16 protein-coding genes are annotated in these 21,298 nt (G+C 37.5%); 9 read left to right on the top strand and 7 right to left on the bottom strand.

Translation table 11 applies throughout. The features are described from left to right. Positions 1-6 precede the first annotated feature (6 nt). The 4 genes from HOO91_04295 (at position 7) to HOO91_04280 (ending at position 6,931) form a co-directional block, all read left to right on the top strand. On the top strand, positions 7-228 hold the full coding sequence (locus HOO91_04295; GenBank protein ID NOU16759.1) for a hypothetical protein: 222 nt from the start codon (positions 7-9) through the stop codon (positions 226-228). A 232-nt stretch (positions 229-460) separates the two neighbouring features. Next, positions 461-1,183, top strand: coding sequence for a hypothetical protein (locus HOO91_04290; protein NOU16758.1), 723 nt, complete (start codon positions 461-463; stop codon positions 1,181-1,183). A 14-nt stretch (positions 1,184-1,197) separates the two neighbouring features. Next, on the top strand, positions 1,198-3,006 hold the full coding sequence (locus tag HOO91_04285) for a T9SS type A sorting domain-containing protein (GenBank protein ID NOU16757.1): 1,809 nt from the start codon (positions 1,198-1,200) through the stop codon (positions 3,004-3,006). Positions 3,007-3,997: 991 nt separating this feature from the next. Then, complete coding sequence (locus HOO91_04280; GenBank protein NOU16756.1) at positions 3,998-6,931, top strand: CHAT domain-containing protein; 2,934 nt, start codon at positions 3,998-4,000, stop codon at positions 6,929-6,931. An 864-nt stretch (positions 6,932-7,795) separates the two neighbouring features. Here the strand turns inward: HOO91_04280 and HOO91_04275 are convergent. Then, the gene (locus HOO91_04275; GenBank protein ID NOU16755.1) at positions 7,796-7,921 is read right to left on the bottom strand and encodes a ComC/BlpC family leader-containing pheromone/bacteriocin; all 126 of its coding nucleotides are present in this window, start codon (positions 7,919-7,921) and stop codon (positions 7,796-7,798) included. Between the two features lie 69 nt (positions 7,922-7,990). On the opposite strand from HOO91_04275, the gene HOO91_04270 reads away from it, so the two are divergent. Next, entirely contained in the window at positions 7,991-10,750 is a 2,760-nt protein-coding gene (locus tag HOO91_04270; protein ID NOU16754.1) for a CHAT domain-containing protein, read from the top strand. Positions 10,751-11,018: 268 nt separating this feature from the next. Here HOO91_04270 and HOO91_04265 read toward each other — a convergent pair whose 3' ends face one another. The 6 genes from HOO91_04265 to HOO91_04240 all read right to left on the bottom strand — a co-directional run bounded on the left by HOO91_04265 (position 11,019) and on the right by HOO91_04240 (position 18,383). Next, entirely contained in the window at positions 11,019-11,897 is an 879-nt protein-coding gene (locus tag HOO91_04265) for a tetratricopeptide repeat protein (GenBank protein NOU16753.1), read from the bottom strand. Positions 11,898-12,290: 393 nt separating this feature from the next. Continuing rightward, positions 12,291-13,121, bottom strand: a complete 831-nt coding sequence (locus HOO91_04260) for a hypothetical protein (protein ID NOU16752.1) — start codon at positions 13,119-13,121, stop codon at positions 12,291-12,293. Between the two features lie 25 nt (positions 13,122-13,146). Further along, entirely contained in the window at positions 13,147-14,037 is an 891-nt protein-coding gene (locus HOO91_04255; protein ID NOU16751.1) for a FecR family protein, read from the bottom strand. A 189-nt stretch (positions 14,038-14,226) separates the two neighbouring features. Continuing rightward, entirely contained in the window at positions 14,227-16,890 is a 2,664-nt protein-coding gene (locus tag HOO91_04250) for a DUF4974 domain-containing protein (protein ID NOU16750.1), read from the bottom strand. A 78-nt stretch (positions 16,891-16,968) separates the two neighbouring features. Then, positions 16,969-17,865, bottom strand: a complete 897-nt coding sequence (locus HOO91_04245; protein ID NOU16749.1) for a FecR family protein — start codon at positions 17,863-17,865, stop codon at positions 16,969-16,971. Further along, positions 17,862-18,383: an RNA polymerase sigma-70 factor gene (locus tag HOO91_04240; GenBank protein ID NOU16748.1), complete on the bottom strand. Its 522-nt coding sequence runs from the start codon at positions 18,381-18,383 to the stop codon at positions 17,862-17,864. Before HOO91_04240 ends, HOO91_04245 begins: the two co-directional genes overlap by 4 nt. 193 nt (positions 18,384-18,576) lie before the next feature. Between HOO91_04240 and HOO91_04235 the strand changes: the two genes are divergently transcribed. From HOO91_04235 to HOO91_04220, 4 genes are read left to right on the top strand one after another with little or no spacing between them, the layout of a single operon-like run. Then, complete coding sequence (locus HOO91_04235; protein NOU16747.1) at positions 18,577-19,701, top strand: hypothetical protein; 1,125 nt, start codon at positions 18,577-18,579, stop codon at positions 19,699-19,701. After that, on the top strand, positions 19,688-20,161 hold the full coding sequence (locus HOO91_04230; protein ID NOU16746.1) for a gliding motility lipoprotein GldH: 474 nt from the start codon (positions 19,688-19,690) through the stop codon (positions 20,159-20,161). Before HOO91_04235 ends, HOO91_04230 begins: the two co-directional genes overlap by 14 nt. A 58-nt stretch (positions 20,162-20,219) precedes the next feature. Next, positions 20,220-20,927 carry a tRNA (guanosine(46)-N7)-methyltransferase TrmB gene (trmB, locus tag HOO91_04225; protein ID NOU16745.1) on the top strand — a complete coding sequence of 236 codons (708 nt, stop codon included), beginning with the start codon at positions 20,220-20,222 and terminating at the stop codon, positions 20,925-20,927. Next, positions 20,887-21,246 carry an MGMT family protein gene (locus tag HOO91_04220; GenBank protein NOU16744.1) on the top strand — a complete coding sequence of 120 codons (360 nt, stop codon included), beginning with the start codon at positions 20,887-20,889 and terminating at the stop codon, positions 21,244-21,246. Before trmB ends, HOO91_04220 begins: the two co-directional genes overlap by 41 nt. Positions 21,247-21,298: the final 52 nt, after the last annotated feature.

Below are 21,298 nucleotides of genomic sequence, written 5' to 3'. Positions count from 1 at the left end.
AAAACTATGAAAAATATTTTTTTATCTCCTTTTAAATTAATAATAGTTGGCTGTATTATTTCCTTATTTAATGCCAATGCTATAGGTCAAATTAGCATTTCTCCAGACGGAACTTTTGGAGTATGTCCAGGTAGCCAGAGCAATGGTGCTGGCTTTACCTACACGGCAAATTTAATAGACAATTATTTCTACACTTGGACTGTTACCAACGGATTTATCCTTGAGTGAAGCACAACAAATGGCGTTTCCAATTTTTTGGGCACTGTCCATTAATTTACTGAAATAGTTGCACAAGTAAGATGAATTTCCTAAATTCGTTAAAGCATTTAAGTATTGTAATAGCCTAATATTATAAAAAATGCACAATCCGTTGCTTAGCATAACGGCATATTATGTGAATAATTTAAGGCGAATAAATAGAACCACAAATAATATAATAAACCCATTAAAGTATTTAATAATGAAAAAAACACTCTTCCTTTTACTCTTTTTTAACCTTGCGTTTTTCAGCTACTCGCAAACCAGCTACAAATCGGGTAGGATGGCAAATAGCAAGGATAGCCTTGCACGATATCGGTTCGAGGTTGGCACAGACCTTCTATGGCTAGTTGATAAGAACAGCTTACCCGGTTACTGCCTACAGCTCAAGGTTAACACAAACTCTAAGAAACACCCCGGCGCATTTCGGTTTTCTTTTGGGGTTAACTTGAAAACGAAAGATTCAACTAATGTGACTGGTTCTATCGATGATGGTGAAAATTATAATTCACGAACGAGTACATTTTACTTTCGTCAGGGGTATCAACTCACATATAGCTTTAATAGGCTAAAACTTTTCTGGGGTGCTGATTTGCATCTATCATATTATCAATTTTTTGAAGATTATTACTGGAGATTAATATTAATGAACAATGCTTACTACAAATGCTATTTTACCAGAACTTATACACGGTTACAAGTTGGATTTGTTGGGGTAGTCGGTGCTTCATATTCCATTACACACAAAATGTCTATATCCTTCGAATCCAATTGTTCTATACTTTATAGTATGATTAAGAATCGGGGGCATAGTTATTATAAAGAATTTCCGTATGATGGGAATCGAGATGATTGGTATAATAGCAATAATATGATTATTAGTACAATACCAATATCAACAATTAGTATTAACGTTAATTTTTAAAAAAAACTAGAACCATGAATAAATTGTTTATCTCTACTCTAAAGGCAATAATATTGGTGTTTACTTTATTCCTTCTTAGTTCCAATACTATTGGACAAATCAGTATTTCTCCAAATGGAACTTTTGGAGTATGCCCAGGTAGCCAGAGCAATGGTGCTGGCTTTATCTACACAGCAGATTTAATAGACAATTATTACTACGATTGGACTGTTACCAACGGAGTTATCCTCAATGGAACCATTCAACAGGATGGAACATCTACATTTTCAGGGGGTAATATAATAAATGTTACATGGAATAATACCACTCAAGATGGTTCTATAAAAGTTAGAGCAACTAGTTATTCAGATAATAAACAATATCTTGAAAAAAAAGTATTTTATCACATCCTTAGCATAAATGGAGTTACCCCTGGTGAGATAACGGGTCCTCCGGCAGTTCCTTTCAATGCGGGTTCCCTTACCTATTCCTGCCCAAAGTTGGTTTACCCCAATTTAGGTTCGGGTGATGCTACTACGCTTTCGGTTGATACCTACAAATGGCTTATTCCTCAAGGTTGGACGCTTAATGGGCAGGTGAGCGATGGAACTACTCCATTCACGGGCTTAACCAACGCCATATCCGTTGTGCCCAACCCAACAGGCTCTGGAGCTATAAAGGTTTGGGGGCATAGCAATTGTGGTGGGGGTTACGATAGCAACCCGCGGAGTCTCACCATTACACGTGTATTTCCATCAAATTTAGCCATTGCTGCCTCTACATCTAACTCAAGCGTTCAGGGGGATAAAAGGCCTATTACGGTTTCAGTTCCAAACTGGTCGTATGCACAGTACTCCTGGACTAAACCAGCCACATGGCAATGGCAGGGGGGTAATACATCGGCTACTGCAGCCGTAATACCCGATGGTTGTACGGGTGGTAATGTCAGCTGCCAAATAACCATACCTGCAACGAATCAAAGCACAACAAACACAAGGAACTATGCCAACCCCGTTACGTACCCGGCAAGCGCAATTCCATACATAAGTGGAAGCTCGCTCATCTGCAGCTCTTCAACACCGTTTACCACCATTAACCTACCCGCTTTTGCCAGCTCGGTAACTTGGAATCAAAGCGGAAATCTGATTTCAACATCAGGGCAAAGCACTAACTCGTACTATCTTCGTTCAAATGGTAGCGGTAATGGGTGGGTTAGCGCATCGTTTAACTCGGGTTGTGGAGATGTTCCTGTACCCACGGCATATTACGTTACCGTTGGCTCGCCAGTACCAGGAGCAATTGCCATAGAATTTGATGCACCCCCAAGAAGGTTTACAGCCACCATTGATGGTGTGGCTACCGCTAACACATACAAATGGTATCTGGATGGGGTTTTAAAATATACCACACCTAGCACCAGCGTTATTTTCCAGAGACAATTAAATAACTGCGGACATGTGTACTACGTGGATGTGGTAGAGGAGAACGCCTGCGGCGTGTCAAGTATAAGCCATACTGAAACCGTTGAAGATCCCTGCTACTACGGTTTTACCATTTCCCCTAATCCTGCATCGGATAATATCACTCTAACAATTGGTAGCGCAGATAATGCCTCTTCAATGATTAGCAGCCCAACAGGTACAAAGACTCTAACCTCAAAATACATATCAACGAAAGCCTATACTATCCGTGTTTTAGATAGTTTCGGGGCGTTAAAAGTTACGCTAAACAGATCGGGTGAGACGGTTACTCTACCAGTTGAGAATCTAGACAATGGGATTTACGTTGTTGAAATAACCGATGGGAAGAATGTATATAGGCAACAGCTGGTTATAAAACACTAGTGTTATGTTAATTCGTATTTTGATGTCATTGTGAGCGTTTTTTGCGAAGCAATCCGAATGTGTGAGCTCTACGAAGCTAACCCCATGCGTGTAGACAGATCGCTTCGCTTCAAAGAACGAGGCTTGCGATGACGGGTTAACGCTCCCTGACCCTTCCAGATCTGCCGACTCTGGAAGGTCTTGCCTAGCGGGAAAACCTGATAGAGTTCGGAGAACCTATCAGCGTTTGAGCCTCTTAATATTTATACTGAACAATTTCTTAAACAACAGGATTCCGAACTTTTTAAAAGTTCGGAACTCTTTACATACCTCTCGTTCTCAAAGTATTTGGCTGCTAAGCAGCAAAAAAGGTGCAGAGCACCCCAAATATTTGTAGAATTATTCACCATCATGGAATCTTCGTTTAACCATGTCAGGGTTTTAAACTGGTGTGTTAATTTTGAATGAAATAGGTTTAATAAATTTCTTACAACATTTGTGTTAATAAAATAAGGTAATAAGGTTGATTCTCTAGGTTGTTCGATTTTCTACTAAAGTTTTAAAAACCTTATTTTCAGATATTTAACCTTAGTGGAAAATTATTGTTTATACAAGGCTTGAACCTTATTACCTTATTAAAAGAACTCAATATGTATATGAAAAATAGTATCAATAAATATATCAAAATTAACACACCAGTTTAAAACCCTGACATGGTTACAATATAAAGCATCATAACATTCACGGTCTGCCGACTCTGGAAGGTCTTGCCTAGTGGGAAAACCTGATAGAGTTCGAAGAGCCTATCAGAGTTTAAATCTCATAATATTTGCATTGAACAATCCCTAAATGCCAGAGTTCCGAACTTTTAGAAAGTTCGGAACTCTTATCTCCAAGGTTTCTAAATCCTTTTACCATTTTTTTCTTCTCCTTTTCTTAGCATTTTCATAACCTTTAGTTTTTTGTTTAACAATTTGGTATATTTTTGTTTTAAAACATTAATACAACACGAATGACTTTTTTTAAATCACAATTTAAAACTCTGGTAGGCAAAGCTCTTATTTTGCTATTAGTTGGCATTTCCCTTAGCCTGCCGAGTGTAAATGCTCAACAAGCAAAGGATACCAGCTATGCCAGTATGCTCTACGATAGCAGCAAGGTATACTATGCAGTTGGGGAATACAGCAGTATCACATGGGCTTTGACCAAAGTACTTCAGCTAAAGAGCGAAATACCAGCTGACACCTACCCAGAATATTTTAGAGTATATAACTTGCTAGGATTAGCTTATAAAGACCTAGGTGAACTAAACATTGCTACTGACTTCTACCAAAAGGCATTAAGAAGTACCTCGGATATATTTAACCTATCAGTAATAAACGATAATATCGCCAATATTTACTCCTTACGAGGCGATTACTCCAAGGCAATCTACTGCTACGAGAATACCTTGTTGGTACTTGAAAAAAGTGATAATGAGAAGAAGTATGAATATATTACAAATAATTACCATAACCTAGGCTATTCCTACTACAAACTTGGAAATTATAAACTTGCCAGAGTAAGTTATCTGAAAAGCATTCAAATATCTAAAGAGAATAAACTAAGGGAGAATAGCGACACATACTTTAATTGTGGGTTGGCATACAAGAGGATGGATAGTTTAGACAAAGCTGATTACTGTTTTAGAAAAGCGATAGCCTGCAATACCAAGGAGTTTGGTGAAAATCACTACATGACAGGGATGGCATATATTAACTACGCCTGCTTTTATTCGGAAATTGGACAGTTAACAAAAAGTGAGCAGTTGTACAGCAAGGCATATAAGATATTGATTAATACCCTTGGAAGAAAGCATTCGTACACCTCTTTATGCCTAATGAATAACGGACAACTATTTTATCGGAAAGGAAGTTTCAAACAAGCATTAAAGTATTACCAAAAATCGCTAATATCAAAGATTTATAATTTCAACGATAGCTCAATTTATGCTAATCCAAAAGCGGATGTACTCCCCGATATGGATTTGCTGGATATTCTGAAATCAAAGGCGCAGGCCTTTACCAAGCTAGCAGGGAATGAAAACAGAACGGAAAACCTTAGAGCTGCCCTTGCCACCCTTGAGCTTGCTGCTACATTTACTGAGCAGCTACGCACAGGCTGTCTATACGAAGTCTCTAAGCTACAACTCACCGCAAAGGAGCATGAAATCTATTTATCGCTGGTAAGCACTGCGAATTCCCTATACGAAATTTCAGGGGATTTAACGTATGCAGGGTTAGCATTCCGGTACTCCGAATATAGCAAATACGGCGTGCTAAGGGAGCTGAAGGATGAGGCGTTGGCAAAGGGGGTTGCAGGAATTTCCGATAGCATTATTGATAGCGAAAGAAGAGTAGAGGCGCAGATTAGCAGTACTAGGATGCAGATTGAGGAGGAGAATAAGCTTGAGCATCCTAGTAAAGGGAAAATTGAGAAATTGAACTTGCAGCGGTTTACTTTAACGCAGAGACTTGAAAGATTAGAGCAACGGCTTGAGAGTAAGTACCCCGAGTACTTCAGGCAGAAGTACTGCAACCAGGTTGTAAGTTTACCGCAGCTACAGGGGGCAATGGGCAAAAAGGAGGCTATACTCGAATACGTTCTGGAGGGTAATGAGCTGTATACCTTCACCATCACTCGTGATACATTTTCATTGACCAAGCAGGTAGCCGATAGCACCTTCTATGCAAACCTGAACTTCTTTAATTCCGCCCTGCGCAGCGAGTACTCATCGGATTACGTTGCGTATAGAAATGCCTCGTACAACCTATACGAAAGGCTTATCCGCCCAGCTGAACCCCTGCTAAAGAGTAAAAACCTGCTGGTAATCCCAGGAGGTAGGCTAAGCCTGATCCCTTTTGATGTCCTAATCGATAAGCCCTACAAGGATAGCGATAAGTGCGACTACGGGAAAGAGTCGTACCTGCTAAGGAAATACCCTATAGGCTACGGCTATTCCGCAACCCTGTACTATAACTCCATAAATAGTAAGGGCAGCAGCTCACCCAAATTTCTTGGAATAGCCCCCGATTACAAGGGATCAAAGGATTCCCTAAGGAGCATCCCCTTGGGTTTAAAGAGCGTACGAAGGGTAGCCCTGCTAACCCTAGGGAAACCGCTAGCTGGGAGTACGGCAACGGAAGGGAATTTTAAGAAATATTGTGGTAAGTACAATATCATCCATTTCTACGCGCATGGGTTTGAGGATACGCTAAACCCTGCCAGCTCTATGCTATTCCTATCGCCCCAAGCCGATTCAACGGACGATGGCTACCTACATGCCTGGGAGATAAATAGCATGCAGCTAAACGCGGAGTTGGTGGTTCTGGCATCATGCAATTCTGGATCTGGGAAATTATCCAAAGGGGAAGGGGCACTGAGCATTAGCAGAAGTTTTATGTATGCGGGTAGCCAATCGGTGGTGATGTCGCTATGGAGGGCATACGATAGGTCAACAATCGGTATGCTAAATAGCTTTTACCAGAACCTGCTAAAGGGGATGCGCAAGGATGAGGCGCTGAGGCTCGCCAAGCTGGACTACCTCGAAAAGGCAAATCCCGTTCTGGCACACCCCCGGTTTTGGGCTGGTATTGTAGTGAACGGCAATCAGAACGGGTTGTACCGCTACTGGTACTTAAAGAAAATAATTCTTGTAACCATTATAGTTTTACTGCTACTTTTTACCTTTAAGAAGCGGAAAGCGATAAGAAGCTTTCCGCATAAAGCAAAAAAGACAGGAAGAATCCTCGCATCACAGGCTCTTTCAGGTCTGTTGACTCTGAAAATGCAGGTTTTACATATAATCCGAAAAGCCTATCGGCGTGTTGCTTGCAAATTTTCACGTCTACTGTTCCCAAAATATCTGATTTATAGGAAACGCCCGACAGATTCTACCAAGATTTAGTTCTATACTGAAACTACAGACTCTTCCAGGTCTACCGACTCTGGAAGGTCTTGCCTAGCGGGAAAACCTGATAGGGTCTGAAAGACCTATCGGCGTTTCGGTAGGGTTACAATGCGGAACACCCCAATATTTATAGAATCTTCGTCATTCCATAAATCATTGTTATTCGCCGTCATTGCGAACGTTTTTTGCGAAGCAATCCGAATGTGTGAACTCTACAAGGTTAATCCCATGTTTGGGGTCGGATTGCTTCGCCTCAAAGAACGAGGCTCGCAATGACGGGTTTACTTTTAGACTCTTCCAGATCTGCCGACTCTGGAAGGTCTTAACCTGATAGAGTTCGAAGAACCTAACAGCGTTTGAATCTCCTAATATCTATGTTGAATAATCCCTTAAAACACCAGAGTTCCGAACTTTTTAAAAGTTCGGAACTCTTATCAAACTCAAAACGACTTAATCTATAAACCTTATTTTTATTGATTAAAACCTTGGTAAAAGAATTTTCATGGACAGTATGGCTTTATTATATTATTTCAAAATCAAGTGTTTTAGTAAAAAAACAATCATTTGGATTTATTTTTGTTTTTATTGCAAATTAAAAAACAATATCTTTTTACCATTTCTGATCTGTAATAGTTTCTTCACATTAAGGGTTCTAAACCCTTTTACCGTCTTCTTCTCTTCATTTTTTGGTTTTCCTAATCTTCGGTTTTTAGTTAAACATTTGGTTTATTTTTGTGCCAACAATGGAACATTATAGCAATATAATGAATTCTTTTAGAATACAGCTTAATTCTCTGACAGCCAAAATCCCCATTCTGCTATCTGCGGGTTTTTTCCTTATGTTCTTGTGGGTATTGCTAGCTAAAGAACACTACCTCTTGGAAGTGGGGCAGCCTCGCCACCTTTGATTTCTTGTAAGTGCTTTGCTTTAATAGCAATAAATCCCTCTAAAGTCCTGTTTTGTTTCATTTTTTTTAACGTTTTCATGATTTTAAGTTTTAAGTTAAGTTTTTAGGTTTATTTTTGCTCTATTTAAAGAACATTATCGCAATAATAATGAATTCTTTTAATTTACTGGTTTTCAAACTCCTTCTTTTGCCAATAGTATTTATTTCTATTAACCAATCAAGGATTGTCGCTCAGCAGGTTAACAATACCGATAAAATAAATGCGCTTTACGATAGCAGCAAGGCTTACTATGCCGCAGGGGATTATAATAGTGCCTTAGTATCTCTTAATAGGATTCTTGCTTTAAAGAGTAAAATACCAGAGGATATTAGCCCAGAATATTTTAGGGTGTATAACCTACTTGGATTGGTGAATAGAGAGTCTGGTAATCTAAGCGTAGCTATTGATTATTACAAAAAGGCAAAAGAAAAGACATCTGATGTTTTTAGTTTATCGGTTATAAATGGGAATATTGCTATTATCTACTCTTTTAGTGGTGATTACCCTAAGGCCATTTACTATATAGAGAATACACTATCGGTGCTAGAAAAGAGCAAAGACAAGAAGAAATACGGCTATATCGTTGATAACTATCATAATTTGGGTTACTCCTACCACAAACTTGGAAACTATAAACTTGCCAGAGTAAGTTATCTGAAAAGCATTCAAATATCTAAGGAGAATAAACTCGGGGAGAATAGCGTGACATATTTTAATTGTGGGCTAGTATATCAGAAGTTGGATAGTTTAAATAGAGCGGATTACTTTTTTAAAAAGGCAATAGAATTTAATGTCATTGAGTTTGGTGAAAATCACTACATGACCGGGATGGCATATATAAATTATGCTTTCTTTTATTCAGAAACAGGAGAGTTCTTTAAAAGTGAACAACTTTACAGGAAGGCTTATAAAATCTTAACCAGTACTCTCGGAATTAAACATCCTTACACATCTTTATGCTTAGTAAATAACGGACAAATATACTATAGAACAGGAAATTATAAGCGGGCGTTAAAATACTACCAGCAATCCTTAGTATCCAAGATATACAATTTTAACGATAGTTCAGTATATGCAAATCCCAGCGTTGATGTACTCCCAGATATGGATTTGCTGGATATCCTAAAGCTAAAGGCGCAAGCCTTTGAGAGGTTGGTTGAACAGGAGCGCAGGGAGGGGAACCTAAATGCTGCCCTTGCAACGCTTGAGCTGGCTGCTACCTTTATTGAGCGTTTGCGCACGGGTTACCTGTACGAGGGTTCTAAGCTGCAGCTGGCAGCAAAGGAGCACGAAATTTATCTGTCCTTGGTGAAAATTGCAAATTCTCTATACGAAATTTCGGGGGATTCAAAGTACATGGCTGTAGCATTTCGGTACGCTGAGTATGGCAAGTACGCCGTGCTAAGGGAGTTGAAGAATGATGAGATGGCCAAAGGAATTGCTGGAGTACCCGATAGCATCAGCAAAAAGGAAAGAGGTATAGAATTGCAGATTAGCGATATAAGGATGCAGGTTGAGGGGGAGAGCAAGCAGGAGCACCCTAACAGAGCGAAGATTGATGAGTGGAACAGGCAACTGTTTACCCTAACGCAGAGGCTCGAAGGGCTTGTGCAGCTGCTTGAGAGCAATTACCCCGATTACTACAGGCTAAAATACAGCAATCAGGTTGTAAGCGTACCGCAGCTACAAAAAGCAATGGGGGAAAAGGAGGCTATTCTCGAATATGTGCTAAGTGACAGTGCATTATATACCTTTACCATTACTAAGGATACATTCCATCTGCTAAAGCAGGAAGTTGATAGTACCTTCAATTCAAGCCTCAAATTTTTTATATCAGCCCTTCACAGCGAGTACTCATCGGATTATGTTACTTACAGGGAAGTGGCGTATACCCTTTACAGAAAACTTATATACCCGGTTGAACCACTGCTAAAAAACAAAAGTCTGCTAATAATCCCTGATGGTGGGCTGAGCATTATCCCTTTTGATGTACTTATCGATAAACCATACAAGGATAGCGATAATTGCGATTATGCTAATGAATCGTACCTGCTTAGGAAATACCCGATAGGCTACGCCTATTCAGCCACTCTTTACAGGAATACCCTAAATAGCAATTATAAAGGCTCCCCCAATTTTCTTGGAATTGCCCCCGATTATAAAAACTCAAAGGATTCGCTAAGGAGTATCCCGATGGGACTCAGGAGTGTAAGAAAGGTTGCTCTGCTAACCCTCGGAAAATCCCTAACCGGGAACAAAGCAACGGAAGCGAATTTTAAGAAGTACTTTAGCAAATACGGTATCATCCAATTCTATGCCCATGGGCTTGAGGATACCCTTAACCCTGCCAACTCAAAGCTCGTTCTATCTAACCCAACCGATTCCTCAGAGGATGGCTACCTGCACGCATGGGAGGTATACAACATGCATTTAAATGCGGAGATGGTAGTGCTGGGATCATGCTACTCTGGCTCTGGGAGATTATCCGAGGGGGAAGGGGTGCTAAGCATAAGTCGAAGTTTTATGTTTGCTGGTAGCAAGTCCGTGGTGATGTCGCTTTGGGCAGCAGCCGATAGGACAACAAACAATATGCTTAACGATTTTTTCCTGAACCTTCTAAAGGGGATGCGTAAGGATGAGGCTCTAAGGCTTGCCAAATTAAAAAACCTCGCAAAGGCGGATCCAATTTATGCACACCCTCGTTTTTGGGCAGGTATAGTGGTAAATGGCAATCAGAATGAGTTGTATCATTACTGGTATCTAAAGAAATTGATTTTTGTTACAATCGTAATTTTGGCACTGGTTTTTACTTTTAGGAAGCGGAAAGCGATGAGAAATTTTCTATATAAAAGAGAAGAGGATAGATAAAACGGGGAAGATTTTTAGACTCTTTCGGGTCTGGCGACTCCAAAAGGTCTTGCCTAAAGGAAAAACCCGATAGGGTCTCAAAGACCTATCGGTGTTTTGGCTAGGTTGAAATATACAGCATCGTAATATTTTTATACAGACTCTTTCGGGTCTAGCGACTCCGAAAGGTCATGCGTAGAAGAATAACCTGATAGAGTTCGAAGAACCTATCAGAGTTTGAATTTCTTAAATATTTTAGATTGAACAATCCCCGTAATGAGAAGGAGTGTTAATCTCGAAGTTTTTTCAGAATCTGTTTAGCTTCTTTATAGTTATAGCCATTATTGTCAGCGATACTCCGAAAGGTATCTATCGCTTTTCTCCTATCGCCAACTTTCAGATAGCATAACCCTAAATACCACCTAACCTGTTGGATGTATTCATGCTTTTTTTGGGCATTTAGAACTTCCTCGAAATAATCTATAGCACCTTTATATTCGCCAATTTCAATCAAAGATAAACCGATGAATAGGTTTTTTTCAGCCTCAATGGTAACATACGATGGTAAGTCTTTTAAAAGTAGTATGGCGTTGGTGTAATCCCCATCCATATACTTCTGCTTGGCAATAGCCAAAGAGCTGTTATTGAATAGGTAGAAATTATGTTTGCTAAGTGGAGAATAGTATTCGGCGTATAGCTTGTTCTCTATAGAATCCCCGTTTTGAAAAAAGAATATAGCCCCTCCTCCTAGAATAGTTAGTGCAGTAATGGATGCGGCAACTAGCCAGTATTTAATATTCATACCAATAGTGTGTGTTTGACGGGTGCTGCTTTTCTGTTCTTGATAGGCGATATGGTTGTTGTAAGCCTCCTCAAGTTGTAGTTTAAGGAGATTGTCCTCTGAGAGATTGTCTATCTCTCTTTGTTGGTTAAAATCCTTTATAAGTTCTAGACGCTTCTTTAGTTCGAACTCAAACTCTATTTGTTGGGATGAATCCAACTTATTATCACGGTATCTACGTGCATCGTATTTAAGTTTTTCTTCATTGTAGATTTTTCCTAAACGTTCGTTGGAAAGTATTGCATCTGCAACCAAAGACATTTTTTCCATAGGGAGTGTGTTTAGCAAAAAAGCAGAAATCATTTCCCTAGTAACCTTCAAGTCCATAATTAGATTTGTTTTATATCAACAACATATATATGATTACAATAATAATAAATTTTATTATAAAAAACAAATAGGTAATATATTATGCCATTAAACACAACATTTAATACGCATTTTGGATGTAAAAAGGTTCAATTGTTAAAATATAATTTTTTTGTAAAGGATGGCTAGATCTATAATACAATAAAACCAACTTTTTTTAGGCTGTCAGCGTAAAAAATAAAATCAGTAAACATAACGATGTAAAAAACTGAAATCAATGATAGACAGGTTGATATTAGTAATGATTATAGATATTCATACTGTTTATTATCAATGATTTACATCTTGTTATAAAACAAGAAACCGCCTTTCAGGGCGGTTTCCTATTCTAAAAATTAAAAGATGTTTAAATTATCTTTTAGTTCTAATCTTGATTTCAGTGGTTTTACCGTTGATAGTGATGGTTGCTAGATTGTCGCAATCGCCCATTCCATAATCAAGGGTTGCTGTTTGGCCATTAGTAGTTAATTCAATTGTACCTTGGACAATCCAACGACAATCATTTTCAATAACAAGTGGATTAGTAATTGTATGAGTGTAGGTGTTCCCTTTACGGTTGATTCCCGTAGCGTTTCCTTCGATTGTGAAAACATCATCCCATATATTAATTGGCGTGTCAAAACCAGCAGTCCATGTACGGGTATGGTTATAAGCACGGGTGTAAGTTGTATTATCAGGAAGAGTTATTTTGCCACCGATAAGAGCTTCTGAGAACGTATAATCCCCAGTTTTTGTGGTTGTAGTTTTACCTTCAATTTTAATATCATCGATAGTAAAATTTTGTAGGGTAACAATTTTTAAGAATTGAGCCAATGAAGGTCTACCAAGGATTTTAACAATAATAACACCATTCTTTACATGACCATTCTGAGAATTGCCATTAATAAAACTTGCGAAAGTAATGGTTTTAATAAGGGTATCTCCGGAAAAGGATGTAACAATTGTACGTGTGCCAGATCCAGCAGTTAGCATTGCATAATCAGCAGATTCTGCAGGTGATTTTGCAGGTGCCGATATAACTTCATCAGCCTCACTTTGAACATTGTCGATTAGCGCAGTTACCTGATCGTCATCCTGGCTTGAATCTACCAAAGGATCGGTTGTCTCAGATTTTTGACATGCGGAGAAAGAAGTTGCAAACACAAATAGGCTTGCTGCGAAAATTACATTTGTACGTTTCATAACTTTTAATTTTAAGGTTTAACAATTATTTTTTTATTTGTTTTATTTCAATCGATCTCTCATTTACGGTGTAACTTATTCCCATTGGTATGCATACCAACCTTAGGGCTTCGTTTAAATCATTGTTTTTGAAGTACCCTGTATAGAACCTTTTTTCTGTGCTTTTAAAAATAATATCAACATTAAACTGCCTCTCAATTTCCTTTAACACATCAATTAAGGGGGTGTTGTTGAAATAGAATTCACCATAGGGCCATGTTAATTCTTCGTCCTTAATCATTTCTACAGGTTTTGTTAGTTCCTTCTTGACGGCTTGGGTATGAAGACCAGCTGTAAGAATAACTTTGCTGTTTGAGTCATTGTTCTTAACTGATACCCGCCCTTCAATACAGCTAACTTTTACCTTTCCATCTCTGGCATAAACATCAAAGGTTGTCCCTAGTACCGATGTAGTTGCCATGTCGGCAATAACATCAAACTGCTTCCCTTTTTTTACTTTGAAAAGGGCTTCGCCTTTTATGTATATCTTACGACTAGTAAACCAAAGAACTTTGTTGTAAGAAATTCGTGTGTCAGCATTTATTTGAATTTTACTACTATCGGGTAACAATTGAGTAATATGTTGCCCTTTTGGACAGTAGATATCTACTTTTCCATACCCCCAAACCCATATTGAACCACCGATCGCAATCGGGATAATTAATGACGCTGCAACTTTTAGTGCAATCCGAATTAAAGGAATAGTTCTTGTACTCGGTTTTTCTTCTAATTTTTCAAAGATCGCCTGCCAAGCCTGTTCCTTCGACTTGCCTGATGGTACTCTAAGATCACTTATTATAGCATCAAACTCATCTCTGGTTTTATTTTCTGTTGAACCGGTCAACCCATTCTCTCTATTTTTAATTATTCGGTTCACAAGAATTAAGTTTAGCTTGTTTACATATAATACAACGGACTTTTATTTTACCCTACCTCTTTTTAAAAATAAATTCAAAATATTTAAAGAACATTTTTTGCTTTGATATTAATACAATACAAATGAGGTTCACCCTACCAAAAGGATAAAATAATTAATAAAACAAAAGAAAAATGGTTGGTGTAGAGGTTAGAATCTAAGGTTTATGAAGAAAGAGGGGGTGAATCCCATTCCGGGAATTTCTTTGTACACAATAGGTGATTTACCATCAAGATAATCTTGGAATGGTGTATCGGAGAGTTGATATGGTTTTGATAGAATGTTTGTGCCATTGAGAAGGTTGAAAACTTTGGTTCCAATTTTTAGTTCACCATTTTTTATTTTGAAATTATAGTTTAACCCTAAATCTATTCTATTGTAGGGCGATAAACGAGCAGAATTTTTTTCGTAATAGGGTGAGAGTTGAAGTGATGAGGTTAATAGAATCTCATCCCAAGGATTTCCTGACCCATAAATCCAGGCAATTGTAAAATCCCAATGCTTAAGATTAATTACATTTACAATTTTAAGTTCACTTAAATGATCATCAAGAGCAGGGTATTCATTATTACCATTCAGCTTCTTAGATTGGTTCAATGATCTACTGAGTGAATAGGAAATCCAAGATTGTCCTTTGCTCCAATTCTTTTTTAGAAGCATATCAGCCCCCAAGGCCTTATTGTCTATTTGAAAAACTCTTTGCTCTTCAACTATCTTAACACCGTCAATTCTTTTTATTAAGGATTGCTCAAAGCTAAGATTGCTTGTTTTTTTTAAATATCCTTCGAAATCAAGACTAAAACCACTTCCTATATCCCAAAGGAAACCTCCAATCAAATGGGTTGATTTAACTACCGGAAATCGGTCACCATCGGATACTTTCCAGATACTTCTATAATTACCATTGCTGTAAGAGTTAATTTTATTTACAAACTGGTAGTATAAGCCAGCAGCCATTTTGATTGAGAATTTTTTCGAAAGTTGAATTTCGAGTTGGGATCTCGGTTCGAAATAGTATTTATTGGTTAAGTTATTGTAGGTTATTCTCCCTCCGAATCTAAACGCTTTTAATGGACCATCAGAGACAAATCCTTGAGCCCAAAAGGTTGAATTACTTACTCTATTGTCGTATACCTTTAAAGTGTCTATAATCCTTGCGCCTAATGAATAATAGCTATAACCATCATTGGCATTAATACTAACACTATTTTCGCTTAATCCAAATTCGATTTTGTTTGTTGAGCCAATATTAATCTCTCCATTAAAGTTGATATTGATATCATTAATTTGGTTGTTGATTAAATATGTATGGGAAGCAATAGTATCGTTGACGAATCTGTTTCTTAGCCTATAATCTAAGTGATTGTAATGCATATTATACTTAGATATTCCTGCTGTTATATTGTGATAAAAGATATTATTCCATTGGCGAGACCAACGCATTCCAGCACCCTTATTGCCCCAGCTGGAGTTTTCCTTAACTATTGGAATTGATTCTGTGGCGTTGAGATTAAGATTGTCGTACCCCTGATAACCGCTGACAGAAACAATATCTTTTGGTCCAGGCTTAAAGCTGATTTTGGCATTCATGTCATAGTAATAGTATCCTGGTTGGCTAGGATCTGTTGTGAATGAGGTCGGAACTTTTTTTAGCAAGGAAAGATCTGAGCGAGCACTTTCGAATAAATTGTAATATAAATTACTATGGTACAAATCAGTATAAGATCTTCGGGCGGCAAAAACAAAAGTTGTTTTTTTGCCTATGGGACCTTCAAGTTCAATATCGGAGCTTAGTTGATCTAAGCCAATATCAGTAATAAATTTCCTTTCATTTCCAGTTTTCCCAGTAATTTCTATTACAGAAGAAACTCTGCCTCCCCAATGACTATCAAACCCTCCGCGGGTTATTCTAATATCTTTTATAGCCTTTGAGTTGAAACTTGTAAATGCTCCAAAAAAATGGTCGATATGGTAGATGGTAAACCCATCGTAAACAAATAGATTTTTATCCGATGGGGAATGGCGCACAACAAGTCCAGAGAGGGATTCAGTTGTGCCATCTATGCCTGGAAGTAGTTGTAGTGGTGCTGCAATATCTAGATTTGAAAGACATGGAGAAGTTGCATTGTTTTTGGAATTCCACTGATAAACACCAGGTTCTTCTTTAACGGCCAATGATTCATGTAGGTTTTTTATAACAACAATATCAGATATTAAGGTATTATTTCTATTAAGTTCGATGGTAATGATCTCATTTTTAAACAAAGGGGCCACTTTGAGTCGAACTGGCTGAAATCCTAAATAGTTTACCATTAATGTTAGTGAATCTGTTTTATTGCTAGAGAGTGAAAAATATCCATCAGTATTAGTAGATGTTCCATTTTGTGTTTCCTGAACTGCAACCGAGGCATAGGGCAAGCTCTCTCCTGTACCCTTTTCTTTAACAATACCCAATACCCTGTATTTTATTGGTTTAACAACTTCAACCTTAACTTCAGTTTTTGGTAGTTCAATTCGCTGTTTTATAATGTAGACCTCATTAATATGTAGTACCTCAAGGTTTGTTTTTTTTAGAAGTAGATTAAGAACATCATCAACTGACTCATTCCTAAAATTCCCTGATACAACAACTGTATCTAATGCCGAATTGTCGTAAGCAAATTTTATACTATAGTTTTTCGATATTAAATCCAGTACTTTATTCAGCGGTTTACCATCGAATGTTTCAGAAATTCGAGTTTGGGATAAAGCAGTATTATATCCAGAAAGGATTACTAAAATTAAAAGTGATAGGTATTTTAGTCTAATGCTCATTTTAATAAATCACCTTAATAATTCACTATGGTTTCAGATAATACAACGCTAAGTGGTTTTACCCTAATACTTTTTGTGCTATTTTTTGATCATTATAGAAGTGCTATCTGATGATATTTGATAGGTTAAACCCATTGGAATGCAAACTAAATCAAGTGCTTGGGAGAGGTTTTTGCTTTTAAAAAACCCAGTGTAATTTCTGGTCTCTGGTTTAAACCCTTGTATGCTAATAGTTACATTGAACTGGCGACTTAGCTCATCAAGAACCTCGCTTAGAGGAGCATTGTTAAAATAGTAATCACCCCCTATCCATTTTGGAGTCGTTAATGTTGAATCTACTTCAACTTGTTGAGGGGATTCAGCTTCTATACTGAAATTGATTCCTTTCCCTTTTGATAAAGTGATAGGTTTTGTTTTAGGAATCTCTACTCTTATAGAACCCTCAAAACACTTTACCTCAAATTGAGTACCTCTTGTAAAAACGTTAAACTTTGTTCCTGTAACAATAATATTCCTGTTGAATTCGGTTAAAACTGAGAAGCGATTGCCATGCTTAACGCTAAAATAAGCTTCCCCATTAAGTTTTATCTCTCTTTCCGACAACCAGCCAAATCGACGATATTCGATTCGCGAATCAGCATTTAATATTATACTAGAGCTATCAGGTAGTACAATATTTGCTGTACTTCCTTTTTGTGATATAAATTCTAAGGTAGAGTATTTGTATGATAATGTGGCTATTGTGAAAAGGATTATAAGGGTTGCTGCAATGCTCATTCGAACAATAAAGGGTGAAATACGCACTACTTTTGTTTTTTTAGCGCTTTCTTGCTCAATAGATTGCATAAGTTTATCCCAAGTAGCCTCTTTTCCTAAATTAGAGGAGGGCACTTTCAACTTTGAGGTTGATTCAAAAAATCTCTCGAAGTCAGAGTCCGAATTACTATTCAATATTTCTCTTTCCTTCTTGCTCATATCTTATAGCTTATGCGTGATCGGAGGATACTAAGAGCCTCTGACATTCTTTTCTCAATAGCTTTTACACTCAACCCAAGCCTTTCTGCAATATCGACGTAGGTTAAACCTTCAATTCTATTCATCAAAAAAACTTCACGAGCTTTTTCAGGAATCTCGGCTAGAGCATCCTGCAGTTTTCTGTTTAATTCTTCCTGTCGAAGAGAGGAATCGGCTTCGTCTTCAGTATTATTGTTTTGATCTTGTTTCTGAAAATTAAAAACTACTTTTTGATGCTTAAAGTGATTTTTTATAGTGTTCGAAGCGATAGTATAAAGAAGTGCCTTTACAGTTTCCTCTTTAACATCTTTAAGGTTTGACCATAGTTTAAGAAATACTTCTTGAACAATGTCATCAGCTAAATCAACATCACCTGTTTTGTAATAGGCAAAACTACGGATGGTCTCATAGTAGAGATCGAATATCGATCTAAACTTAGCCAGTTCTTCCTTAGAGTGATTGCCTGCAGGTAACGTCATTTAGGTTTTGTCTGTTTGCAAAAATAAGCGATAAAAGGATAATTACAATATTTACCTCCCTAGCTCTTATTAATAAATTGCGAAACAACTATTTTGGGTAGTATTAAACATTTGAAAATTTGCTAACTTTGCGTTCTTGTAAAAACGTAAAATAGTGGAAACCGATAAGAGCACTCGCTCCAGAGGAATAATTATAAAACAGGGGGATACCCCTGAACCTGTACTTACTCATTGTAAAGGCTGTTCGAAGTTGAGCTCATTCGATTGGGTTGATGACACTCCGAAAACTTTACAAAACTATGATATTGTTGAGGTTCAGTTTAAGAATACACGAAAGGCTTTTTTTCGTAATGCTAATCAACTTCATCTGAATAAAGGCGATATTATTGCTGTTGAGGCTTCTCCTGGACATGATATTGGAGTTGTTTCTCTCACTGGCTGGCTTGTGCTTAGGCAGCTAAAAAAATTAAATGTCGATCCTGAGTCAACTGAACTAAAGAAGATTTACCGAAAAGCAAAACCAGTTGATACTGAAAAATGGCTCGAAGCGATTGCTCTTGAACATGCTACAATGATTAAGGCCAGAGGACTTGCCGAAAGTCTTAAACTCAACATGAAAATTGGAGATGTTGAGTATCAGGGAGATAAAACAAAGGCCATTTTCTACTATATAGCAGATGAACGGGTTGATTTTAGGGAGTTGATTAAATTATTAGCGGAAGAGTTTAAGATTCGTGTTGAGATGCGACAAATCGGAGCTCGACAGGAAGCTGGACGTATTGGAGGTATTGGCTCTTGTGGTCGTGAACTTTGCTGCTCTACATGGGTTACTAATTTTATCTCTGTAACAACAAACTCTGCTAGGGTCCAAGAGATTTCCCTTAATCCTCAGAAACTTGCAGGTCAATGCAGCAAACTCAAATGCTGTTTAAACTATGAGTTGGATTGTTATGTTGATGCCCGTAAGGATTTCCCCGAAACTAATATTCCACTCGAGACAAAGGACGCAACTTTTTACCATATGAAGACTGATATATTCAATCGGACAATGTGGTTTAGTTCATCTCCTGATATGGCAGTTAACGTTACGCCCGTTCCTGTTGATAGGGTAATTGAGGTTATGGAGATGAATAAAAAAGGATTAAGAGCAAGTCGATTAGTTGAGGAAAGATTGGAACAACCTTTAGAAAAAGTTAAACTTGATTATCATGGAGTTATTGAGGAAGGTAGTTTGACAAGGTTTGATGAAAGGAGTCAGCCAAAGAAGAAAAAGAAAAAACATAAGCCTAGAAATCCAGATAACAATGTGCAAAGCTAAATTTTTCATCATATTTATATCTAGTTTAGGGCTATTATCATGCGATAGGAATGGTGTTTATGAAGAAAATATTAATACTCTAAAAAATTCTTGGAGTGAAACTAATACAGCAAAATTCCAGGTTGAAATTGAGGACACCATTTCATCCCATAATATTTATGTAAATGTTAGAAACACAACAGATTATTCTAACAGCAATTTGTACTTGTTTATAACCACTACATCGCCTGCAGGATTTACTAAACTGGATACTCTTGAATGTTTTCTTGCCGATGAGCAAGGGAAATGGCTAGGAAAAGGCTTTGGTTATATTCGCGATAACCGTATTCCGTACAAGCATAATATTCGGTTTCCTCTAAAGGGGTCATATAAATTTGAACTCAAACAAGCAATGCGCACCGAAGAACTAAAAGGTATTGCTTCTGTTGGTATAAGGGTTGAAAGGAATAATCACAAATAAATTTCAACTATAACGATTATAAACCCTCCGGTTTTTATTTCCTGAAAATTATAGCACAGTGGGTAAAAATAAGCTGAAACGATTTGCCGAGAATACAACATTTCCAAATCTCATCCAACCTAAATTGAATGAGGTTTTTAGAACCGATTACTCATTAAAAGGCAATTGGAATAAAACCTTTTTCAAAAATGAAAATCCAATTGTTCTTGAATTGGGATGCGGTAAGGGAGAGTACACGGTTGGGATGGCTAAAATGTTTCCCAATAAGAATTTTATAGGAATTGATATTAAGGGTGCTAGAATGTGGCGTGGTGCAAAAACTGCTCATGAAAGTAAAATGAGTAATGTGGCATTCATAAGAACCAGAATTGAACATATATCATCTTTCTTTAGTGCTAATGAAGTGAGTGAGATTTGGATTACTTTTCCTGATCCTCAGTTGAAACGAATCAATTCAATGAAACGACTTACTTCAAGTGCTTTTCTGGGTTTATATAAAACCATTCTGAAACCAAATGGCCTTATCCATCTTAAAACCGATTGCCTTGCTTTGCATCGTTATACTAGCTCTCTTGTAGAATTGAATAACTTGAAAGTTCATACATCAACCGAAGATTTATACGGTAGTGGTATTGAAGATCAAATTCTTACAATAAAAACATTCTACGAGGAGAAGTTTTTAGAACAAAACCTTCCAATCACCTACATCTGCTTTGAATTGTCAAATGAACAACCCTTTATCGAATACAAATACCAACGAACCTAATTTTTTTGAACAGGTTTATCAGGTTACAAAATTAGTCCCATACGGGAGAGTGACTAGTTATGGGGCAATTGCAAGATATTTGGGTTCTGGGCAATCGTCCAGAATGGTTGGTTGGGCGTTAAATGGTTGCCATAATACAGAGGATTGGATTCCGGCTCATAGAGTGGTGAATAGGTTTGGTTTGTTGAGTGGAAAGCACCATTTCCCGGGTTCTGATACAATGAAACAACTATTAGAGAGTGAAGGAGTAAGGGTTGAGGACGATAAAGTTGTTGATTTCGAAAAACTTTACTGGGATCCGAACATTGAACTAGGTTGATTTGTTGTATTCTCTAATGGATAGAAAAATTAAACATTAATTTTTTTTGATA

The sequence above is a fragment of the Bacteroidales bacterium genome (assembly GCA_013141385.1).
GTDB lineage: Bacteria > Bacteroidota > Bacteroidia > Bacteroidales > Tenuifilaceae > UBA8529.
The sequence above is the reverse complement of the archived record's forward strand: the minus strand, read 5'-3'. Positions and strand labels throughout refer to the sequence as shown.

Excerpts from the sequence above, each read along its gene's own strand:
- HOO91_04295 (NOU16759.1), top strand. The coding sequence starts at position 7 with ATGAAAAATATTTTTTTATCTCCTTTTAAATTAATAATAGTTGGCTGT.
- HOO91_04290 (NOU16758.1), top strand. The coding sequence starts at position 461 with ATGAAAAAAACACTCTTCCTTTTACTCTTTTTTAACCTTGCGTTTTTC.
- HOO91_04285 (NOU16757.1), top strand. The coding sequence starts at position 1,198 with ATGAATAAATTGTTTATCTCTACTCTAAAGGCAATAATATTGGTGTTT.
- HOO91_04280 (NOU16756.1), top strand. The coding sequence starts at position 3,998 with ATGACTTTTTTTAAATCACAATTTAAAACTCTGGTAGGCAAAGCTCTT.
- HOO91_04275 (NOU16755.1), bottom strand. The coding sequence starts at position 7,921 with ATGAAAACGTTAAAAAAAATGAAACAAAACAGGACTTTAGAGGGATTT.
- HOO91_04270 (NOU16754.1), top strand. The coding sequence starts at position 7,991 with ATGAATTCTTTTAATTTACTGGTTTTCAAACTCCTTCTTTTGCCAATA.
- HOO91_04265 (NOU16753.1), bottom strand. The coding sequence starts at position 11,897 with ATGGACTTGAAGGTTACTAGGGAAATGATTTCTGCTTTTTTGCTAAAC.
- HOO91_04260 (NOU16752.1), bottom strand. The coding sequence starts at position 13,121 with ATGAAACGTACAAATGTAATTTTCGCAGCAAGCCTATTTGTGTTTGCA.
- HOO91_04250 (NOU16750.1), bottom strand. The coding sequence starts at position 16,890 with ATGAGCATTAGACTAAAATACCTATCACTTTTAATTTTAGTAATCCTT.
- HOO91_04245 (NOU16749.1), bottom strand. The coding sequence starts at position 17,865 with ATGAGCAAGAAGGAAAGAGAAATATTGAATAGTAATTCGGACTCTGAC.
- HOO91_04240 (NOU16748.1), bottom strand. The coding sequence starts at position 18,383 with ATGACGTTACCTGCAGGCAATCACTCTAAGGAAGAACTGGCTAAGTTT.
- HOO91_04230 (NOU16746.1), top strand. The coding sequence starts at position 19,688 with ATGTGCAAAGCTAAATTTTTCATCATATTTATATCTAGTTTAGGGCTA.
- HOO91_04220 (NOU16744.1), top strand. The coding sequence starts at position 20,887 with ATGAACAACCCTTTATCGAATACAAATACCAACGAACCTAATTTTTTT.